The 17557-nt window shown below is 35.8% G+C and carries 23 protein-coding genes; 18 read left to right on the top strand and 5 right to left on the bottom strand.

Annotated elements, in window-relative coordinates:
• The first annotated feature begins 137 nt into the window (after positions 1-137).
• Entirely contained in the window at positions 138-1385 is a 1248-nt protein-coding gene (cypC, locus tag DES48_RS01570) for a CYP152 family fatty-acid peroxygenase CypC (protein WP_245911254.1), read from the top strand.
• A gap of 28 nt (positions 1386-1413) precedes the next feature.
• On the opposite strand, the gene DES48_RS01575 is transcribed toward cypC, so the two are convergent.
• Complete coding sequence (locus tag DES48_RS01575) at positions 1414-1974, bottom strand: hypothetical protein (RefSeq protein WP_113866285.1); 561 nt, start codon at positions 1972-1974, stop codon at positions 1414-1416.
• A 218-nt stretch (positions 1975-2192) separates the two neighbouring features.
• Between DES48_RS01575 and DES48_RS01580 the strand changes: the two genes are divergently transcribed.
• Positions 2193-2465, top strand: coding sequence for a DUF6123 family protein (locus tag DES48_RS01580; RefSeq protein ID WP_079709658.1), 273 nt, complete (start codon positions 2193-2195; stop codon positions 2463-2465).
• Here DES48_RS01580 and DES48_RS01585 read toward each other — a convergent pair.
• Positions 2460-2858: a ribonuclease HI family protein gene (locus DES48_RS01585; protein ID WP_113866287.1), complete on the bottom strand. Its 399-nt coding sequence runs from the start codon at positions 2856-2858 to the stop codon at positions 2460-2462. The genes DES48_RS01580 and DES48_RS01585 overlap by 6 nt on opposite strands.
• Before the next feature lie 64 nt (positions 2859-2922).
• Positions 2923-3123 carry a cold-shock protein gene (locus DES48_RS01590; protein ID WP_079709656.1) on the bottom strand — a complete coding sequence of 67 codons (201 nt, stop codon included), beginning with the start codon at positions 3121-3123 and terminating at the stop codon, positions 2923-2925.
• A gap of 265 nt (positions 3124-3388) precedes the next feature.
• Between DES48_RS01590 and DES48_RS01595 the strand changes: the two genes are divergently transcribed.
• The gene (locus tag DES48_RS01595) at positions 3389-4249 is read left to right on the top strand and encodes a DUF72 domain-containing protein (protein ID WP_113866289.1); all 861 of its coding nucleotides are present in this window, start codon (positions 3389-3391) and stop codon (positions 4247-4249) included.
• An 18-nt stretch (positions 4250-4267) separates the two neighbouring features.
• Positions 4268-4870, top strand: coding sequence for an HD domain-containing protein (locus DES48_RS01600; RefSeq protein WP_113866291.1), 603 nt, complete (start codon positions 4268-4270; stop codon positions 4868-4870).
• A 54-nt stretch (positions 4871-4924) separates the two neighbouring features.
• Here the strand turns inward: DES48_RS01600 and DES48_RS01605 are convergent, their stop codons facing one another.
• A complete protein-coding gene (locus DES48_RS01605; RefSeq protein WP_113866293.1) occupies positions 4925-5980 on the bottom strand; it encodes a C40 family peptidase in 1056 nt (351 codons plus the stop codon).
• A 143-nt stretch (positions 5981-6123) separates the two neighbouring features.
• Between DES48_RS01605 and DES48_RS01610 the strand changes: the two genes are divergently transcribed.
• The 9 genes from DES48_RS01610 to DES48_RS01650 all read left to right on the top strand — a co-directional run bounded on the left by DES48_RS01610 (position 6124) and on the right by DES48_RS01650 (position 11405).
• Positions 6124-7080 carry a thymidylate synthase gene (locus tag DES48_RS01610; protein WP_113866295.1) on the top strand — a complete coding sequence of 319 codons (957 nt, stop codon included), beginning with the start codon at positions 6124-6126 and terminating at the stop codon, positions 7078-7080.
• Between the two features lie 18 nt (positions 7081-7098).
• The gene (locus DES48_RS01615) at positions 7099-7608 is read left to right on the top strand and encodes a dihydrofolate reductase (protein WP_113866297.1); all 510 of its coding nucleotides are present in this window, start codon (positions 7099-7101) and stop codon (positions 7606-7608) included.
• 28 nt (positions 7609-7636) lie between these two features.
• On the top strand, positions 7637-7855 hold the full coding sequence (locus DES48_RS01620; protein ID WP_113866299.1) for a YozE family protein: 219 nt from the start codon (positions 7637-7639) through the stop codon (positions 7853-7855).
• A gap of 92 nt (positions 7856-7947) precedes the next feature.
• A complete protein-coding gene (locus DES48_RS01625; protein ID WP_113866301.1) occupies positions 7948-8196 on the top strand; it encodes a DUF2584 family protein in 249 nt (82 codons plus the stop codon).
• Positions 8197-8479: 283 nt separating this feature from the next.
• Positions 8480-9028, top strand: a complete 549-nt coding sequence (gene vrrA, locus DES48_RS01630) for a VrrA/YqfQ family protein (RefSeq protein ID WP_170126143.1) — start codon at positions 8480-8482, stop codon at positions 9026-9028.
• Positions 9029-9097: 69 nt separating this feature from the next.
• A complete protein-coding gene (gene msrA, locus DES48_RS01635) occupies positions 9098-10057 on the top strand; it encodes a peptide-methionine (S)-S-oxide reductase MsrA (RefSeq protein WP_113866305.1) in 960 nt (319 codons plus the stop codon).
• 218 nt (positions 10058-10275) lie between these two features.
• Positions 10276-10482 (top strand): DUF6501 family protein, encoded by a 207-nt coding sequence (locus DES48_RS01640; RefSeq protein ID WP_079710016.1) that lies wholly within the window; start codon positions 10276-10278, stop codon positions 10480-10482.
• 51 nt (positions 10483-10533) lie between these two features.
• Positions 10534-11079 (top strand): histidine phosphatase family protein, encoded by a 546-nt coding sequence (locus DES48_RS01645; RefSeq protein ID WP_113866307.1) that lies wholly within the window; start codon positions 10534-10536, stop codon positions 11077-11079.
• 86 nt (positions 11080-11165) lie between these two features.
• The gene (locus tag DES48_RS01650; RefSeq protein WP_079709645.1) at positions 11166-11405 is read left to right on the top strand and encodes a ferredoxin family protein; all 240 of its coding nucleotides are present in this window, start codon (positions 11166-11168) and stop codon (positions 11403-11405) included.
• Positions 11406-11467: 62 nt separating this feature from the next.
• Here the strand turns inward: DES48_RS01650 and DES48_RS01655 are convergent, their stop codons facing one another.
• Positions 11468-11749, bottom strand: a complete 282-nt coding sequence (locus tag DES48_RS01655; protein WP_113866309.1) for an acylphosphatase — start codon at positions 11747-11749, stop codon at positions 11468-11470.
• A 91-nt stretch (positions 11750-11840) separates the two neighbouring features.
• Between DES48_RS01655 and DES48_RS01660 the strand changes: the two genes are divergently transcribed.
• The 5 genes from DES48_RS01660 (at position 11841) to DES48_RS01680 (ending at position 17522) form a co-directional block, all read left to right on the top strand.
• Positions 11841-12818: a P1 family peptidase gene (locus tag DES48_RS01660; RefSeq protein ID WP_113866311.1), complete on the top strand. Its 978-nt coding sequence runs from the start codon at positions 11841-11843 to the stop codon at positions 12816-12818.
• Between the two features lie 88 nt (positions 12819-12906).
• On the top strand, positions 12907-13833 hold the full coding sequence (locus tag DES48_RS01665) for a peptidase U32 family protein (protein ID WP_113866313.1): 927 nt from the start codon (positions 12907-12909) through the stop codon (positions 13831-13833).
• Positions 13834-13851: 18 nt separating this feature from the next.
• Positions 13852-15081, top strand: coding sequence for a peptidase U32 family protein (locus DES48_RS01670; RefSeq protein ID WP_170126152.1), 1230 nt, complete (start codon positions 13852-13854; stop codon positions 15079-15081).
• A gap of 138 nt (positions 15082-15219) precedes the next feature.
• Positions 15220-16755, top strand: a complete 1536-nt coding sequence (locus DES48_RS01675) for an FAD-dependent oxidoreductase (protein WP_113866317.1) — start codon at positions 15220-15222, stop codon at positions 16753-16755.
• A 2-nt stretch (positions 16756-16757) separates the two neighbouring features.
• Complete coding sequence (locus DES48_RS01680; protein ID WP_113866319.1) at positions 16758-17522, top strand: alpha/beta fold hydrolase; 765 nt, start codon at positions 16758-16760, stop codon at positions 17520-17522.
• Positions 17523-17557 lie beyond the last annotated feature (35 nt).

Here is a 17557-nt window from a genome sequence, read left to right on the forward strand (position 1 = left end):
CGAAGTTAATTTTCAAACATGTTATAAAACTCAGCAATCACCTACGAGAAAGATATATACAAAGAAAATTGTAAAAAATGGTTTAAACCTATTATTTTAGTCAATAGTTATATAAAAGATATTTTGGGAGGGATTTCATGACAATGATTAAAAAAATGCCAAAAGAAAGTGGCATTGATCACACGCTTGCATTATTAAAAGAGGGGTATCCATTTCTATTCAATCGGAGGCAGGAAGTAGATTCCACGATATTTAAAACTAGGATTCTTGGACAACAAGCAATTGCATTAAGCGGAAAAGAAGCTGCAAGTTTATTTTACGATAACGAAAAATTCAGAAGAAGCGATGCGGCTCCAAAACGTATACAAAAAACTTTATTCGGTGAAGGTGGTGTACAATCGTTAGATGGAGAAGCCCATCATCACCGAAAAGCTATGTTTATGACGTTAATGTCACGAGATGGCCTAAATGAGATGTATGAAATCATTGACAAAGAATTAACTGCTGCAAACCAGAATTGGAAAAAAGAAAACCATATTGTACTTGATAAAGAAATACAAAAATTACTTACAAAAGCAGCATGTCAGTGGGTGGGGGTGCCATTACCAGATAAAGAAATAAATCAACGAACAGAGCAACTTGCAGATATGTTTGAATCAGCAGCTTCGATCGGTCCAAAGCATTGGAAAGGACGTAAATCTCGAAAAAATGGGGAAGAGTGGATCATTTCGTTAGTAAGACAAGTACGAAATAATGAGATGGCCGTAGACGAGGATCGTGCGCTTTATACCTTTAGTTGGCACCGGGATTTAGATGGTAATCTATTAAACGAAAAAATCGTGGCTGTTGAACTATTAAATTTGTTACGTCCTATTGTAGCGATTAGCGCATATATCAATTTTCTAGTTCTAGCTCTATATGAACATCCGGAAGAAAGGGAAAATCTAAAAAATACAGATAATGAAAATAGATTTGAATGGTTCTGCCAAGAAGTACGTAGGTATTATCCGTTTTTCCCATTTGCTGCTGCTAGAGTAAAACGAGATTTCATATGGAATGGTTTCACATTTAAAGAGGGAACATTAACATTATTAGATCTATATGGAACAAATCATGACCCGAATGAATGGAGCGAACCTAATCAATTTAAACCTGACCGCTTTCAAGAATGGAAAGGTAGTCCATTTGATTTCATACCACAAGGTGGAGGAGAGTTTAATTTAGGACATCGCTGCGCTGGTGAGTGGATGACATTAGGTGTAATGAAACGCTGTCTATCCTTCTTTGTTCATATGGATTTTGAGTTACCTGAACAGGATTTAAGTTATTCCATGACAGAGATGCCAAGTAAGCCGAAAAGTAAAATAATTATGCAAGTACATTAAAAAAGGGACGAATACTCGTCCCTTTTTCTTAACTTAATGCGTCTTTCATATCTGGTGCAATTAAATCTGCCGCTTCATAAATTTCATTTATTTGACCTTGGAAGTCTTCCCAAGTAGCGTCAGCTTCAGATAAATCAACTTCACCAACATTTGCTTCTAGAGCTGTAGCAACTTGTTGATAATACGTTTGTAATGTTGCAATTGCTGCTGCATATTGTTCTTTTTCAGCCTCAGGCAATTCAGTCTGAATTTCGTAACCTTCTAGTTGGCTACTAACTTCGCTTGCCGCTGTTTTCGCTGCTTCTTTTGCTGCTTTTACATCTTCTTCTTTTGCTGCTTCATCTGCCGCAGCAGCAGTGTAGTCATTAATTGCTGGTTGATATGTAGTAAGTTCATGCACTAAGTTCATTTGTGTATCTAATAGTGCTTTTTTTACATTTGCAGTATCATCCGCAGATTTTTCTGCGCTTTCTGTTTCTGATGAAGTCGTAGCTTGATCATCTGTTGTATCTGCTTCATCTGAATTCTGAGCACAACCAGTAATCACAAATGTTACAAGTAATCCTAAAGCTAATAAAACTTTTTTCAATTTAGTTTCCCCCTTTTTTGTTTTCAATAGTTAGTAGTTTACTGTTTCATAGAAGAAAAGTAAACATTTTCATTTAATGTTGAAATCTTAGCATTTTTCTGAATATGCACACATCTAAACAAAGAGAAATATCTGGCTAAATGAAGGAATCTATATTATACTTACTGGTGATAAAGTTAATATGTCTTTCAACATTAGTTTGAGTTAGAGGTGTTTAAATGCCAAAGCATTCTTCATTAGCAAATTATTTAGAAGAATTGTGGGGGAGAGGGTTTAAACTAACAAACGAAGATATTCGATTAATTTATTTCGGAAAGCGATTTACGGCTGCGCATGATCATAATATTATCATGGCACTGAAATTCACATTACAGATACAGCGTGATTTTGATTTTAGTTTTTATCTTAGTTTGTTGGAGTTATTACTTGAGCATGAAATTACAAATGAGCAGCAAGCCATTCAATTATTTCAGCAAAAAAAGATGTTATGATTCATTTATTGCTTGAATTGCCAATCTCGCTAAGCGATCGGCTTGTGTATTTTGTCCATCAGGTATCCATTTGATAAAACAATATGGAAAAGTATGCATTAATGAAAGAATTTGTTCGAGGTGAGGAGCAAACGTTTTATTTTTAGTATATTCTTTTTCGATCATATCAACTACTAATTTGGAGTCGGATCGTAATGAAAGTATCTCATCCGGAAATAACTCTTTACATAGTTGTAACCCTTTTGTAACAGCAATTAGTTCTGCCTCATGGTTGGTTACAATTCCAATATTTTGTTTTTCTTCTTTTAAAAAATTCTTCTTTTTTAAAACGATACCAATCCCACTAGGGCCTGGATTGCCACTTGTCGCGCCATCCACATATACTTCTAACATGGGCTCACTCCTTCCTCATTCATGAAAATGCGGTGATCAATTTGATCACCGCATTAATAATATATTATTGTTTAACTACGTTAGCTGCTTGTGGTCCGCGATCGCCTTCAACTACTTCAAAGTTAACCGTTTGACCTTCTTCTAGTGTTTTAAATCCTTCTTCTTGAATTGCGGAATAATGTACAAATACATCATTTCCTTCTTCTAATTGGATAAAACCGTATCCTTTTTCTGCGTTAAACCATTTTACTACACCTGTTTGCATGTAAATCCTCCTAAAAACTTTCACGTCATACGTGGTAATACAAATAAGACTAATGGAAATAAAAAAGTAGCTTCATAGAAGTGTAGGATTATCAATGCATCCACTTCTATGAAGCTACCTGTCAATTATGAATCCAAACATCTTCTTTGCTTATGTCTAATATAACTTATTTTGATAAATCAGTCAAGGAATTGGGAGTTAAATTCCAATAAAATATGGTAGAATTGAATAGAGAAATCATGAGAAATAAATGGAGTGAATAGAAATGGGGATTTATATTGGACTAACTGGTTGGGGAGATCATGATATACTATATTCACAGTCAGTAAGAACGAAAGACAAACTAGCCACTTATAGTGCTCATTTTCCTATTGTGGAGATTGACAGCTCATTTTATGCAATTCAATCGACTTCTAATTATCAAAGATGGAGTACTGAAACACCTGAGCAGTTTAAATTCATTGTAAAAGCACACCAATCTATGACTGGCCATGATCGAAAACAAATGACAACATTAGAAGCAAAACAATTATTTGAAGCTTTTTTGGATTCAATAGACCCGATACGAAAAAACGATAAACTACTGTATGTATTATTTCAATTTCCACCATGGTTTGATGTGCATTTCACTCACATCAGGAAGTTGAAAAAAATAAAACAATTACTACCAGATCTTCCAATTGCCGTCGAGTTTCGTAATCAGTCTTGGTTTAATTCTAAGCATAAGCAAGCGACATTAGAATTGTTAACCAATTATGAATGGATTCATACCATTTGTGATGAACCACAAGCAGGAGAAGGATCTGTACCTACTGTATTAGAAGTGACCAATCAAACCCATGCATTCATTCGTATGCACGGTAGAAATGTACACGGATGGAATCGCAATGGCAGAGGAGAAGAGTGGCGAAAAGTCCGTTTTCTTTATCGGTATAATAAAGCTGAGTTAATGGAATGGGCAAATCATATCAAGAAGTTACAATCACAGGTGGAACATATCAGTATTGTATTTAACAATAATTCTGGAGGGGATGCAGCTGAAAATGCAAAACAGTTAATTGGTTTATTAGGGATTTCTTACAACAATTTAAATCCAAAACAACTGGATTTATTTGATTTTTCATAAGAAAGTAGGTAGGTAGTGATGAATCAACATATAATTGAACAAACAAAGACGTTTGTATTTAATCGATTTAAAGATGATACCACTGGGCATGATTATGCACATATGAAAAGAGTCGCCACAATGGCTAAATATCTAGCAGAAAAAGAACAAGCTGATCCATTACTAGCAGAACTTATTGGATGGCTACATGATATAACAGATACAAAATTAACAAACGATCCAGTAACAGCAAAGCAAGAAGTAACCGATTATCTCTATGCATCTTGCTTATCTGAAACACAAGTAGCAACTATTTTACAAGCTATTGATAACATCTCTTTTCGAAAAGGGAATGTTCCAACTTCATTTGTAGGTCAAATTGCACAAGATGCTGATCGCTTAGATGCGATTGGTGCCATCGGTATTGCTCGAGCGTTTAGCTACGGTGGGAGTAAGAAAAGACAGATCTATAGTGAAAACCCTATCGAAAAATCAATGACAACCATCCAACATTTCTATGATAAATTGTTATTGATAAAAGATCGATTACATACACAAACCGCTAAACAACTTGCGGAACGAAGACATACTTTTATGGAAGATTTTCTTGATCACTTTTTTCTAGATTGGGAAGGGAAATAATATAAAAGATGCTCTTCCACTGACAAGTTTGTAGAGCATCTTTTTATTCGTAAGCTATTTTTCTACAACAATACGTTTTGCTCCTAAATATCTTTGTTGCCAATAATCAATATCCATGGAAGCGATTGAAACCCCTTTGGATTCACTAGCGTGGATAAAATTATGATTTCCTAAGTATATCCCCATATGTGAAGGACCTTTTTTGTATGTTTCAAAAAAAACGAGGTCGCCAATAGATAGTTGCTCAATCGGTTGTGCACTATTCCATATATCTGACACTGTTCTTGGGATCGAAACACCTAACTCGTTAAATACATAATTAATATACCCGCTACAATCAAATCCAGAAGGAGAAGTACCACCCCAAGCGTAGGACGTACCAACGTATTGTTTGGCAGTTGCTATTAATTGATCGGATTGATAGGTTTCTTGTTCAGCTTTTTTCTGTGCTACGTGAATCGTCTGGTCGTTAGTTGTTTGTTGCGTTGTTTCTTGGTTTTTAGTCGTTTTTACTGTTGGTGGCTTCACTTCTTCTTGCTTTTCTGTTAAAGCAGTAACTACTTGATGATTAATCTCTTGTTTTACGTCTAAATCATGATCCACTTGAAAGTAGTAAAGTGCTTCATTTGTTTTTGGTCCAAATATGCCATCTATTGAATCTTTGTAGTATCCAAAATAATACAATGCACGCTGGATTGATTTAATTCCATCACCTGTTTCTCCGATCGTATACGTGCGATCAATTGTTTTTAACGGGGCAAGGTATCGGTTTCGTTCTGTTTTAATAATAGCCACAATTGTTTCTTGATTTGCTTGTCCGTTAGGCTTTAATGATTGCTCTTTTTGAAATTGTTTTAATGCATGTTCCGTATAAAGCCCAAACGTTCCATCAATGTCTTTTGTATAGTACGATAGATAATTTAATTTTTGTTGTAAGACTCGAACAGCTTCATTGTGCTGCCCATACGTTAGGTTACTATCTGTTTGCTCAAATACTTCATTTTGGTGAAGTGGATAGGCATCAACGTAAAAGGAGAATGGTTGACTTAACAGATAGCCATAAGCCATCGAATGCTTGACAATATGTTGCAACTGACCGGAAGTAAGCATAATAAAACCCTCCTTTGAAAGTGTCTCTCTTCATTTCAATCTATGTAAAAGTAAACCGAAACATGTGCTATTGAATCAAACGAAATATTTCTGTAATATGGGACATATGATTTAAACTCAACACGAAACTGGGGTGGATAGAATTGTTAGGGGAAAAAGGATACTTACACTTATGTGAACACATATTAGCAAATGGAACTAAAAAGGCAGATCGAACGAATACTGGGACTTATTCTGTCTTTGGCCATCAATTACGCTTTAATCTACAAGAAGGTTTTCCGTTATTAACAACAAAACGCGTACCTTTTCGCTTGATTGCTAGTGAATTAATTTGGTTTTTAAAAGGTGATACCAACATCCGCTTTTTATTACAACATAACAACAACATCTGGAATGAGTGGGCATTTAAAAACTGGGTAGAAAGTGATGAATACAACGGTCCGGATATGTCTGATTTTGGTAACCGAGCGCAAACAGATCCAGACTTTAAAGAACGATATGATCAAGAGATGGACTCCTTTAAACATCGAATCCTAACAGAAGATGATTTTGCAGAAAAGTATGGTGACTTAGGAAATGTTTACGGGAAGCAATGGCGTCACTGGAAAACATCGCAAGGAGAAACTATCGATCAAATAAGTCAAGTTATTGATGCAATTAAGAAAAATCCTGATTCTAGAAGACATATGGTAACAGCTTGGAATCCAGAAGATGTTCCAAGTAATATGGCTTTACCTCCATGTCATACTATGTTTCAATTTTATGTAGCAGAAGGAAAACTTTCTTGTCAATTATATCAACGAAGTGGCGATGTTTTTTTAGGCGTTCCATTTAATATTGCGAGTTACGCGCTGTTAACACATCTAATTGCTTTCGAATGTGGACTAGAAGTTGGTGAATTCATTCATACATTAGGGGATGCACATATTTACTCGAATCATCTTTCACAGGTGAAGACACAGTTAGAACGAGAACCATACGCTTTCCCTAAACTACGTATCAATGAGAATCTAACATCTATCTTTGCAATTAAAATGGATGACCTTAGCATGGAGAACTATCAATCACATCCACCAATCAAAGCACCTGTAGCTGTATAATGGAGGAGGAATGTTATTATGATTTCATTTGTATTTGCCATGGACAAACAACAAGTGATTGGACTCAATCAATGGATGCCATGGGATCTCCCACGTGATTTGCAATTTTTTAAAGAAAAAACATTACACCATACCGTAATTATGGGAAGAAAAACTTTTGAATCGTTTCAAAAACCCTTACCTAAAAGAGAAAATGTCGTGTTAACAAGGGATACGGCATACGCTAAAGAAGGATGCCATGTGATTCATTCCGTTGACACGGTCTTACAATGGAATAAAGCGAACCCTGAAAAAGAATACTTTGTCATTGGAGGAGGAGAGATTTTTAAACTATTTTTCCCCTATGTCGATCGCATGTATATGACGTGGATTAATGATCAGTTTGAAGGAGACACTTATTTCCCTGCTTATGATGAAAGTGAGTGGAAACTAACCAACAAAGAGCAAGGGGTACAAGATGAAAATAATCCCCATGAATATTATTTCTTACAATACGATCGCAAAAAAATCAATAATAAAGCAATCTAATATCAAAAAAAGCTAAAGGAGAAAGGATATGCGTTCTTTTTATCAATATATGATGCGTTTTCGTGGCGCAAAACAGGTAACCAATGAGACAAGGTTAGCTGATTGGATGTTTCATGATCATAGCTTCCCAAAACAGAGTCGGTCTTATGATGAAATTAGTAGATATTTAGAATGGAATATTCCTTTTACAGAAGCTTTACAAGTATTCGATAGACTATGGGAGCAATATCAAGAAGATACAGCTTAGACTCTAGTGCCAACTGGAGTCTTTTTAAAAATTTAATCCACTGACACGTTAGACGTGCTATACTATTTTACATAGATTAGGAGGAAAAGAAGATGAGCATGCCTATGTCTTTTGAATGGAGACTTGTTACAGAAGGAAATGAAAAACGTGTCGCAAATAAAGATAACTTTTTTTCCATCGTTTTAGATGGTTATCGATTATTTCCACTTGAAGAAGAGATTGAGATACGTCGTCATCAAGATGCTGATCAGATTGGATATGGAAAAGTTGTCGAAATAACTTGGAAAGCAAATCGAACGATTTGTACCTATCAACTTATTTCTTTGTATAGTGTCAATTAATTACAACGGGATAGCTCAAATGATGACGCTTCCTGCGCTTACCCGGGAAATAACCACTTGGCTATTTCCTGTAAATAGCTGAAATTAAGTTTTTCTAAAAGACTTTTTCAGCTTTTTTATTTTTGATTTATACTGCTGTTTATGATTTATACTAAAATAATTCTGATGAAATAACTACCCTCGTTATCTCCAAAATAAGATGTTACTGAAGAAGTAGCCTACACTTTTTTTATAAAATTACGTACACTAGTTTAGAAGTATTTTTATGAAAAGAGGGAGTAACATGTTACTACCACCAACAAGAGGCGGGCCACCTTCCCCTTCCAATTTCACGCCAAGAAATATGCAATCATTTCAACCTTGGGGGCCAATGCGTGCACCTTTCACACCTCCCGCTCAAGTACCAAGCACTAGCAGTGGACTACAAGGGCTATTGCAACGATTTCTGCCTAGCAAATTGCTTAGTCAAGTCGGAAGTGGTGGGGGAGGGGTTACGCAGACCTTAACCAATCTCCAGCAAATTCTAAAAATGACCCAGTCTGTCACGCCATTAATTCAACAGTATGGTCCATTAATGAAAAATCTTCCTAGTATGATATCTCTGTTAAAAGCTTTTCAAGAGACCGAATCAGATGATGAAGCAGAAGAAAAGGACACGGATGAGGATATAGATTTACTAGAAGTGGATGAAGAAGATGAAGATGCAAAAGATCAAGAAGAGCAAACAGTAAAGCCTAACAAATTAGATGCGAAAGAAACTTTAAATATCATTGAGACAAATCAATCTCCTAAAAAACGTTCGAACCAATCAGCTCCTAAGCTATATATTTGATATTCAACCTTAAACTAACTACAATAATAATGAGAGTAATGATTACCATTCAACTAGGAGGAATGTATCTTGGATCAAACGTTTGCGTTAGCAACATTTGCAGGGGGTTGTTTTTGGTGTATGGTTGAACCATTTGATGAGCAGCCTGGCATAGAAAAAATTGTTTCCGGTTATACTGGTGGACATACGGAAAATCCAACGTATGAAGAAGTATGTTCCAATACAACCGGCCATGTTGAGGCTGTTCAAATTACTTACCAACCAGATGTTTTCCCATATGAACGTTTATTAGAATTATTTTGGCAACAAATTGATCCAACCGATCCTGGTGGACAATTTAATGATCGAGGTGAATCTTACCAAACTGCTATATTTTATCACAATGAGGAGCAGCGAATGTTAGCAGAAGCGTCGAAAGAAGCATTAGCCCAATCAGGTAAATTTAAAAATCCAATTGTGACAAAAATTCTACCCGCTCAAACATTTTATCCAGCAGAAGAAAAACACCAAGATTATTACAAAAAAAATACGTTCCATTATCGTTTATATAAAAAAGGTTCAGGGAGAGAAGACTTCATTAACCGAAACTGGAAAAAGAAATATACCAAAGAAGAATTAAAAAAAATGCTTTCTCCCATTCAGTATCAAGTTACACAAGAAAACGGTACAGAAAGACCTTACCAGAATGAATACTATGATTTAGAAGAAGATGGGATTTATGTAGATATCGTAAGCGGGGAACCACTTTTTTCTTCAAAAGAGAAATATGATGCTGGGTGTGGTTGGCCAAGCTTCACCAAACCACTTCATCGCAATCAGTTAACCGAGAATATGGATACATCACTTGGTATGCGACGAATAGAAGTTCGTAGTAAAGATGCAGATTCGCATTTAGGACATGTATTTGATGATGGTCCAATTGATCAAGGTGGTATGCGCTATTGCATGAATTCTGCAGCCATGCGATTTATACCGAAAGACAAATTAAAAGAAGAAGGTTATGGGCAATATCTTTCTTTGTTTGAATAAATATTGGATAAAAGAAAAATATGAAGCAATAAAAAAAACGAACTATCTCTGATTTCATCATTATAGTTCGTTTTTCAATATGGTTACCTATCTCGCATGAGAAACATCATGCTGATTTTATAGATTCGCAAAACATCTTATAACTACTTATTTTTTTATAGTATTCATGCTAAAATGAAATAGAAGAAGTATGTAAGAGAGAAAGAAGGTGCATAATGATGATACATAAAACGTGGGATAAATCAGAAACCATAAAAAAAGTCCAATGTGTACATGCAAATGCAAAAAAGTTTGTCGTCGATAACGTATTAACACCAGGTAAAGTATATGATGTTAAAAATGAAACCGATGAATTCTATTTTATTATAGATAATACGAATAGAATTGGTGGTTTCAAAAAAGATTATTTTACTGAGTTATCATAGCTTAGTAGATAAGGATAAGTAATATAAGCCTCTTAAGTAGGAGATGATCTCATGAAGCAAATCATTTTGATTCGCCATTGTCAAGTAGAAGAACACCATAAAGATTCTCCATTAACCCATCATGGCGTGAACCAGGCACATCGGTTAGCAGCATATTTTAAAGAAAAAGGTATAAGGGTAGATCGAATTGTTACTAGTCCTTTTATGCCTGCAATAGAAACGATTAAACCATTCGCTAATGCATCTAACATTCCGATAGAAAAAGATGTTCGTTTAGAAGAAAGGATTCTTAGTGATGAACCCATTGATGATTGGCTAGACGTAATAGAGACATCCGTTAGAGACTATGACTTTTCCTTATCCGGTGGTGAATCATCTAATGAAGCCTTGCGAAGAGGCTTAGAGAGCTTGAATGAGTTGTGGCAAGATGAAAATCATGAAATTGCCGCTGTTGTAACACATTATAATTTATTTAGTTTGCTGGTATCACATTATGCTGATCAATTTGAATTTAATGATTGGAAAATGTTAAAAACACCAGATGTTTTCTTAATTGAACAACAGCAGAATGCGTATCAAGTAACACATTTATGGTAAGCTTATTGTTGTCTAACTATTGGGAAGTTTAGCTAATTGTGATACGATAGACAGACTGTAGTAAAGATTTAAGGAGGTTTTTTCTTTTGGCTTTTGTTATTACATCACCATGTAAAGAAGAAAAAGCAGGCGAATGTGTTGAAGTTTGTCCTGTCGATTGTATAGAAGAAGGAAAAGATATGTTTTATATTGATCCAGATATCTGTATTGATTGCGGTGCGTGTGAAGCTGTTTGTCCAGTAGAAGCCATCTTCATGGAAGATGAAGTACCTGACGAAGAGCATGAGTACATTTCACTCAATCGCCAATTTTTCCAAGAAAATTAATTCATGAAAAAGTCGCGACAATTTCGCGACTTTTTTAAATATGCATCTTTTTGATCGGTCTGTTAATATACTACATCAAAATCTTGATAATTTTTCAATTCTTCGTAAGTTTCTATATCTACATTATCTACTTTAATAAATCGACTGGGTCCGGCTTTAATGATATCAACAAATTTATAAACCTTCTGTGCGTCACCTTCTGCTTCAATTTCAACTGTTCCATCAACCAGGTTTTTCACCCACCCGTTAATACCTATTTCTTTGGCTTTCATTTGTGTTGTATATCGAAAACCGACACCTTGTACTTTACCACTAACAATCATATTTACTCTTACTTTACTCATGTTATCACCTCAAACCCAAAATAGTTGTTATTAAACTATTTACCATATATCATCAAATTAAACTAGTTTTTAATTACGGAGGTCGTTAATTATGTTACAAGAAATTTCTATTCAGTCCATTAAAGCTTTTGCTATTGGTCATGCGCAATATCAAGAAGCGGCAACAGGATGTACCATCATTATCAACGAAAGAGGAGCAGTGAGTGGTGTAGATGTGCGAGGAGGGGCGCCCGGTACACGTGAAACGGACTTATTACGATCAGAAAATCTGGTACAAGAAACGCATGCGATCTTTCTTAGTGGGGGTAGTGCTTACGGGTTAAACGTAGCCGGTGGCATTATGCAATATTTAGAAGAACAAAAAATCGGGTTTGATGTTGGTGTTGCTAACGTGCCTATTGTGCCAGGAGCTATTTTGTTTGATTTGGGTATTGGAGATGCAACCATTCGTCCAGATGCTGCTTTAGGTTATCAAGCGTGCCTTAACGCAACTTCAAACGAACCAGTTACGCAAGGTGCTGTAGGAGCCGGATCTGGCGCTACGGTCGGAAAATGTCTAGGGGTTGACTATTCCATGAAGGGTGGATTAGGTACGTATGCCTTACAAATCGGTGAACTTCAAATTGGTGCAGTCGTTGCAGTAAATAGTTTTGGAGATATTATTGATCCTAGTAATGGCTCTATTTTAGCGGGGGTTTACGACCGTAAAAAAGGACAATTCCTAGACACAGAAAAACAATTATTATCACAGTTATCTAAGCAAACAAATCGGTTTTCTGATAATACATCGATAGGTGTTGTTATGACAAATGCAAAAGCATCAAAAGCGGAAATGAACAAAATTGCAAGCATTGCACACGATGGATTTGCTCGAACCATGCGTCCATCTCATACTTTAGTAGATGGAGATACTATATTTACGATGTCGACCAATGAAGTAGAAGCTGATTTAAATTTGGTTGGTATGTTAGCAGTTAAGGTGATCGAACAAGCAGTTATTAACGCGGTTAAAAATGCTGAAACCACTTGTGGGCAACCGAGTTATCAAGCAATAATCAAAAATAAATAAAAAAGTATATAAAATTGTGATGTTTGTCACAGATATTTTTATTTTTTCATCCATAATAGACAGTAGACTGCCATTTTGAGGTGAAACTATGTCAAACAATTATCAACCAGAATTAATTGCAACAGCTAGAGACTTTAACGAAGTAATACAATTAGTAGAAGCAGGCGTTGATGCAATAACACTCGGACATCAGGATTACGGATTGCGCGTACCTGGTGATTTTTCAATTGAAGAAATAGAAGCGGCTACAACGTATTGTCACCAACATCAAAAAAAAGTCTATGTATTAGCAAATGCAATCTTTCATAATGACAAACTAGAATACTTACCTGCTTATTTCGAAAGTTTAGCAGCAATACAAATAGATGCTGTTATTTGTGGAGATCCATCTGTCTTTTCTTTGTTAGAAGATTTGTCACTTGATATACCAGTGACCTGGAATCCTGAAACATTAGCTACGAATTATCAAACATTAAACTATTGGCATCAAAAAGGCATCAGTAGAGCAATATTATCCAACGAGTTATCAATAGATGCTATTAATGAAATTAATAAGCAGGTTGAATTCCCAATTGAAGTACAAGTTCACGGGATGACCTGTATATTTCAATCCAAACGTAAGTTAGTACAAAACTATTACCGGCATATTAATGTACCGTATCATGAACAACAAGCGAAACATATTAGGCAAGCGAAAGACGATGATACGCATTATCCAATCTTTGAAGATGTGAACGGAACGCATATTATGAGTAACGAAGATTTGTGCATGATTGAGCATTTACCATTATTATTAATGAGTCAGATTTCTGGTTTGCGGATTAATGGCATTTTAAAAAGTACTGATTATCATGTGCAGGTTGCTCGGTTGTACCGTGAAGCAATTGATACTTACTTAGCTGATCCAGATCAGTATGAATTAAAAAAAGCGGGTTATAAACATCAGATTTATGCCATTCAACCAGACGACAGAATACTAGACACTGGATTTTATTTCAAAGAACAGATTTATTAACAGAGGAGTATGAACATGATGACAAAACCAATAACAAAAAAACCAGAATTACTTGCTCCTGCTGGAAATTTAGAAAAACTTAAATTTGCTATTCATTATGGAGCAGATGCAGTATATATTGGCGGAACCCAATTTGGATTGCGTTCAAAAGCGGGTAACTTTTCTTATGAAGACATGGAAGAAGGAATTGCTTTTGCTAGAAAATATGGTGCTAAAGTATATGTAGCCGCTAATATTATTGCGCACAACGAAAATTTATCAGGTGCAAAAGACTTCTTTAAAGCGTTATATGATATCGGAATAGATGCCGTTATTATTGCTGATCCCGCGCTAATAACGGCGTGTAAGGAAGCAGCTCCAAATTTAGAGATCCATATTAGTACACAAGCATCAATTGTAAATTGGCGTACGGTGGATTTCTGGAAAAAGGAAGGCATACCACGTGTCGTTTTAGCAAGAGAGGTCTCAATAAAAGAGATGAAAGAAATGAAAGAAAAATTAGACATTGAGTTAGAGGCATTTATTCATGGTGCGATGTGTATTTCATACTCTGGTCGATGTGTACTATCCAATCATATGACTGCTCGTGATGCCAATCGAGGAGGATGTGCACAGTCCTGTCGATGGAAATATGATTTGTTTGAAGATGGGATAGACGGTGCTGTTAGTGTTTCAGAACAAGCAGATGAAGCTTATACCATGAGTTCCCAAGATTTAAGTATGGTCGAGCATATGCCTGATCTGTTAGAACTTGGGGTTGATAGCTTAAAAATTGAAGGTAGAATGAAGAGTATTCACTATGTTGCAACAGTGGTGAATGTCTACCGAAAAATTATTGATACCTATTTTGAAGACCCTGAGAACTTCACCCTTAATCCAGCGTGGGTTGATGAAATATGGAAAGCAGCCCAACGTTCATTAACAACTGCATTTTATTATCAAGAACCTACGGAAAAGGATCAATTATTTGGCAAACCCGATCGAATTCCAAAGTATGATTTTTCTGGACTCGTGTTAGATTATGATGAAACAACCGAGATAGCAACTATTCAGCAACGAAATAGTTTTGGCGTTGGGGACGAAATAGAATTTTTTGGACCTAATTTTTATCATTTCAAACAAACGATTCAAGCAATATGGGACGAAAATGGGGAACCAATTGATCGAGCGAAACATGCTATGATGATCACCAAAGTAAAAGTAGATCAGCCAGTAAGATATTATGATATGATGCGGAAACAAAAATAAATGCTACACTTGGCCGCTATCAAACGAAAATGTAACAACTTAAAAACTCTTTTTATACTTAGCCTGTATAGAAAGAGTTTTTTGTATGTGCAACATGCGATAGGTACATACTAAAGCAAAAAAGGATGACAATTAGATATGCAAGAACAGAAAAAGGTTTATTGGAATCAAAATAGAATAACAGCATTTTCTCCTTTAAAAAAGGATACAACGGCGGATGTTGTTATCATAGGGGGTGGGATAACTGGCATTACAACGGCTTATTTACTTCGAGACACAAACCTTAACGTAATCCTAATAGAATCTGATCGCCTTGCTAGTGGAACTACAGGACATACAACAGCAAAAATCACCGCGCAACATGGATTAATTTATCATCAATTGATGCAGCAGCAAGGAACTGAACGTGCCCAGCAATATTACCAGGCCCAAAATCAAGCATTAGCGACGATTAAAGCGATTATTACAAAGCATCAGATTGCCTGTGATTTTTCAGAAGAAGATGCTTACGTATATACACAAGATAGTGATTATCTTAAAAAAATCGAAAAAGAAATGAAAGCCTATGAACAATTAAACATACCTGGTGAGATGCAAGCTAAAATCTCTTTGAATATGTCTATTCAAGCAGCGATAAAAATGAAGAAACAGGCGCAATTTGATCCGCTCAAGTATCTAGGATTTCTAGTAGATACGTTATCGAAGGATACTCATTTTGATATATACGAGCACACCCCTGCACAAGATGTAGAAAACGGAACATCTAATCAGCCTACTGTTGTAACGAAAGAAGGGCATAGAATTCGAGCAAAACATGTTGTTGTCGCTTCGCATTTCCCGTTTTATGATAACGGCGGCTTGTATTTTGCCCGGATGTACGCAGAACGCTCTCATCTCATCGCTGTAGCTCCAAAGCAGGCATGTTTTCCTGGGGGAATGTACATTAGCGCAGAACAACCAATTCGTTCAGTCCGTGCAACTATTCGTGACGGAAAAGAGACTTGGTTAATTGGTGGGGAGAGGTATCGAACAGGGGATACAAAAAAACAAACACATGCATTCCACCAATTACAAAATTTTGCTAATGATATGGTAGACCTAGAAGCGGTTACCCATCAATGGGCAGCACAAGATTTAACCACATCAGATTCTATTCCTTTTATAGGTGGGTTAACTACTAGAACGAATAACATTTATGTAGCAACTGGATTTCATAAATGGGGAATGAGCAATGGTATGGTTGCAGCACAATTAATTACGGATAGGATCCTTGGAAAGGAGAATTCATTTGTGGAATTATTTTCACCACATCGTTTTCACGTCAATCCTGATTTCATGAAGTTAATTAGCATGAATGCTACCACAGCGAAACATCTGACAAAAGGAAAACTATCCATTTCAACAAAACATATTCGTGATTTGGTAATGAATAATGGTACGGTCATACAATCCGGTAAGGACAAAATAGGGGTATATCGAGATGAAAACAAAAAATTATTTGCGGTTGATACTACATGCACACATTTAGGATGTGAAGTAAAATGGAATAAAGAAGAAGATACATGGGATTGTCCGTGTCATGGCTCACGCTTTTCTATTCATGGTGAAGTTTTGGAAGGACCTGCAACCAAACCCTTAAAACAAGTTGACTTAAATGTAACGGAGGACGCTTAAACATGCCGTTTGTAGAATTTGATCAATCGTCCATTTATTATGCCAGCATAGGCGAAGGGGAGCCCATTTTATTTATCCACCCTCCAGGATTAGGGCACTATGTATTTCAATTTCAATCTGTTTTATCAAGCAGATATCAATTGCTACTACCTGATTTAAGCGGACATGGTCAATCGACATCAGTAATCAATTATAATATTTCTATCGTAGACCAATATGTAGAAGAGATTCATCAACTTATTCAAGCGGAAGGTTTAGACAGAGTTATTTTATGTGCTTATTCTGCTGGAGGCATGATTGCACAATCTTTTTGTATAAAATATCCAGATAAAGTAAAAGGATTGATTGTTTCTGGTGGATATCCAAAAGTTGATACCATCGGTTTGGAGTTCATGTATGAGATCGGTGAAACATTGGTATTACAAAATAAAAACCGATTAGCACAGATTCTCGCTTATAGCAATTCCAATAGTCACAAGTCCTATCATAGATTGTACACACATATGCTACAAGCAAATATTCAACATTGGCTGAAATTCTATTATGATACCCATCATTTAAATCTGGTTCCTTCTATCAAACAGATACAGTGTCCAGCTTTATTTGTTTATGGCGAAAAAGCTGATTGGATTAATGAGCACAGACGTTTCTATGAGCAACAAGCAAATATAAATATTGTTTTTGTTCACCATGCTTTTCACCGAGTTCCCAGCAAGCATTACTATGCTTTTAATCATTTGATAACACACTTTATTAATCGATTATAAGGGGGATTAACACCTTTTTTACTCGCCTTTTATTG

The sequence above is a fragment of the Paraliobacillus ryukyuensis genome (assembly GCF_003315295.1).
Lineage (GTDB): Bacteria > Bacillota > Bacilli > Bacillales > Amphibacillaceae > Paraliobacillus > Paraliobacillus ryukyuensis.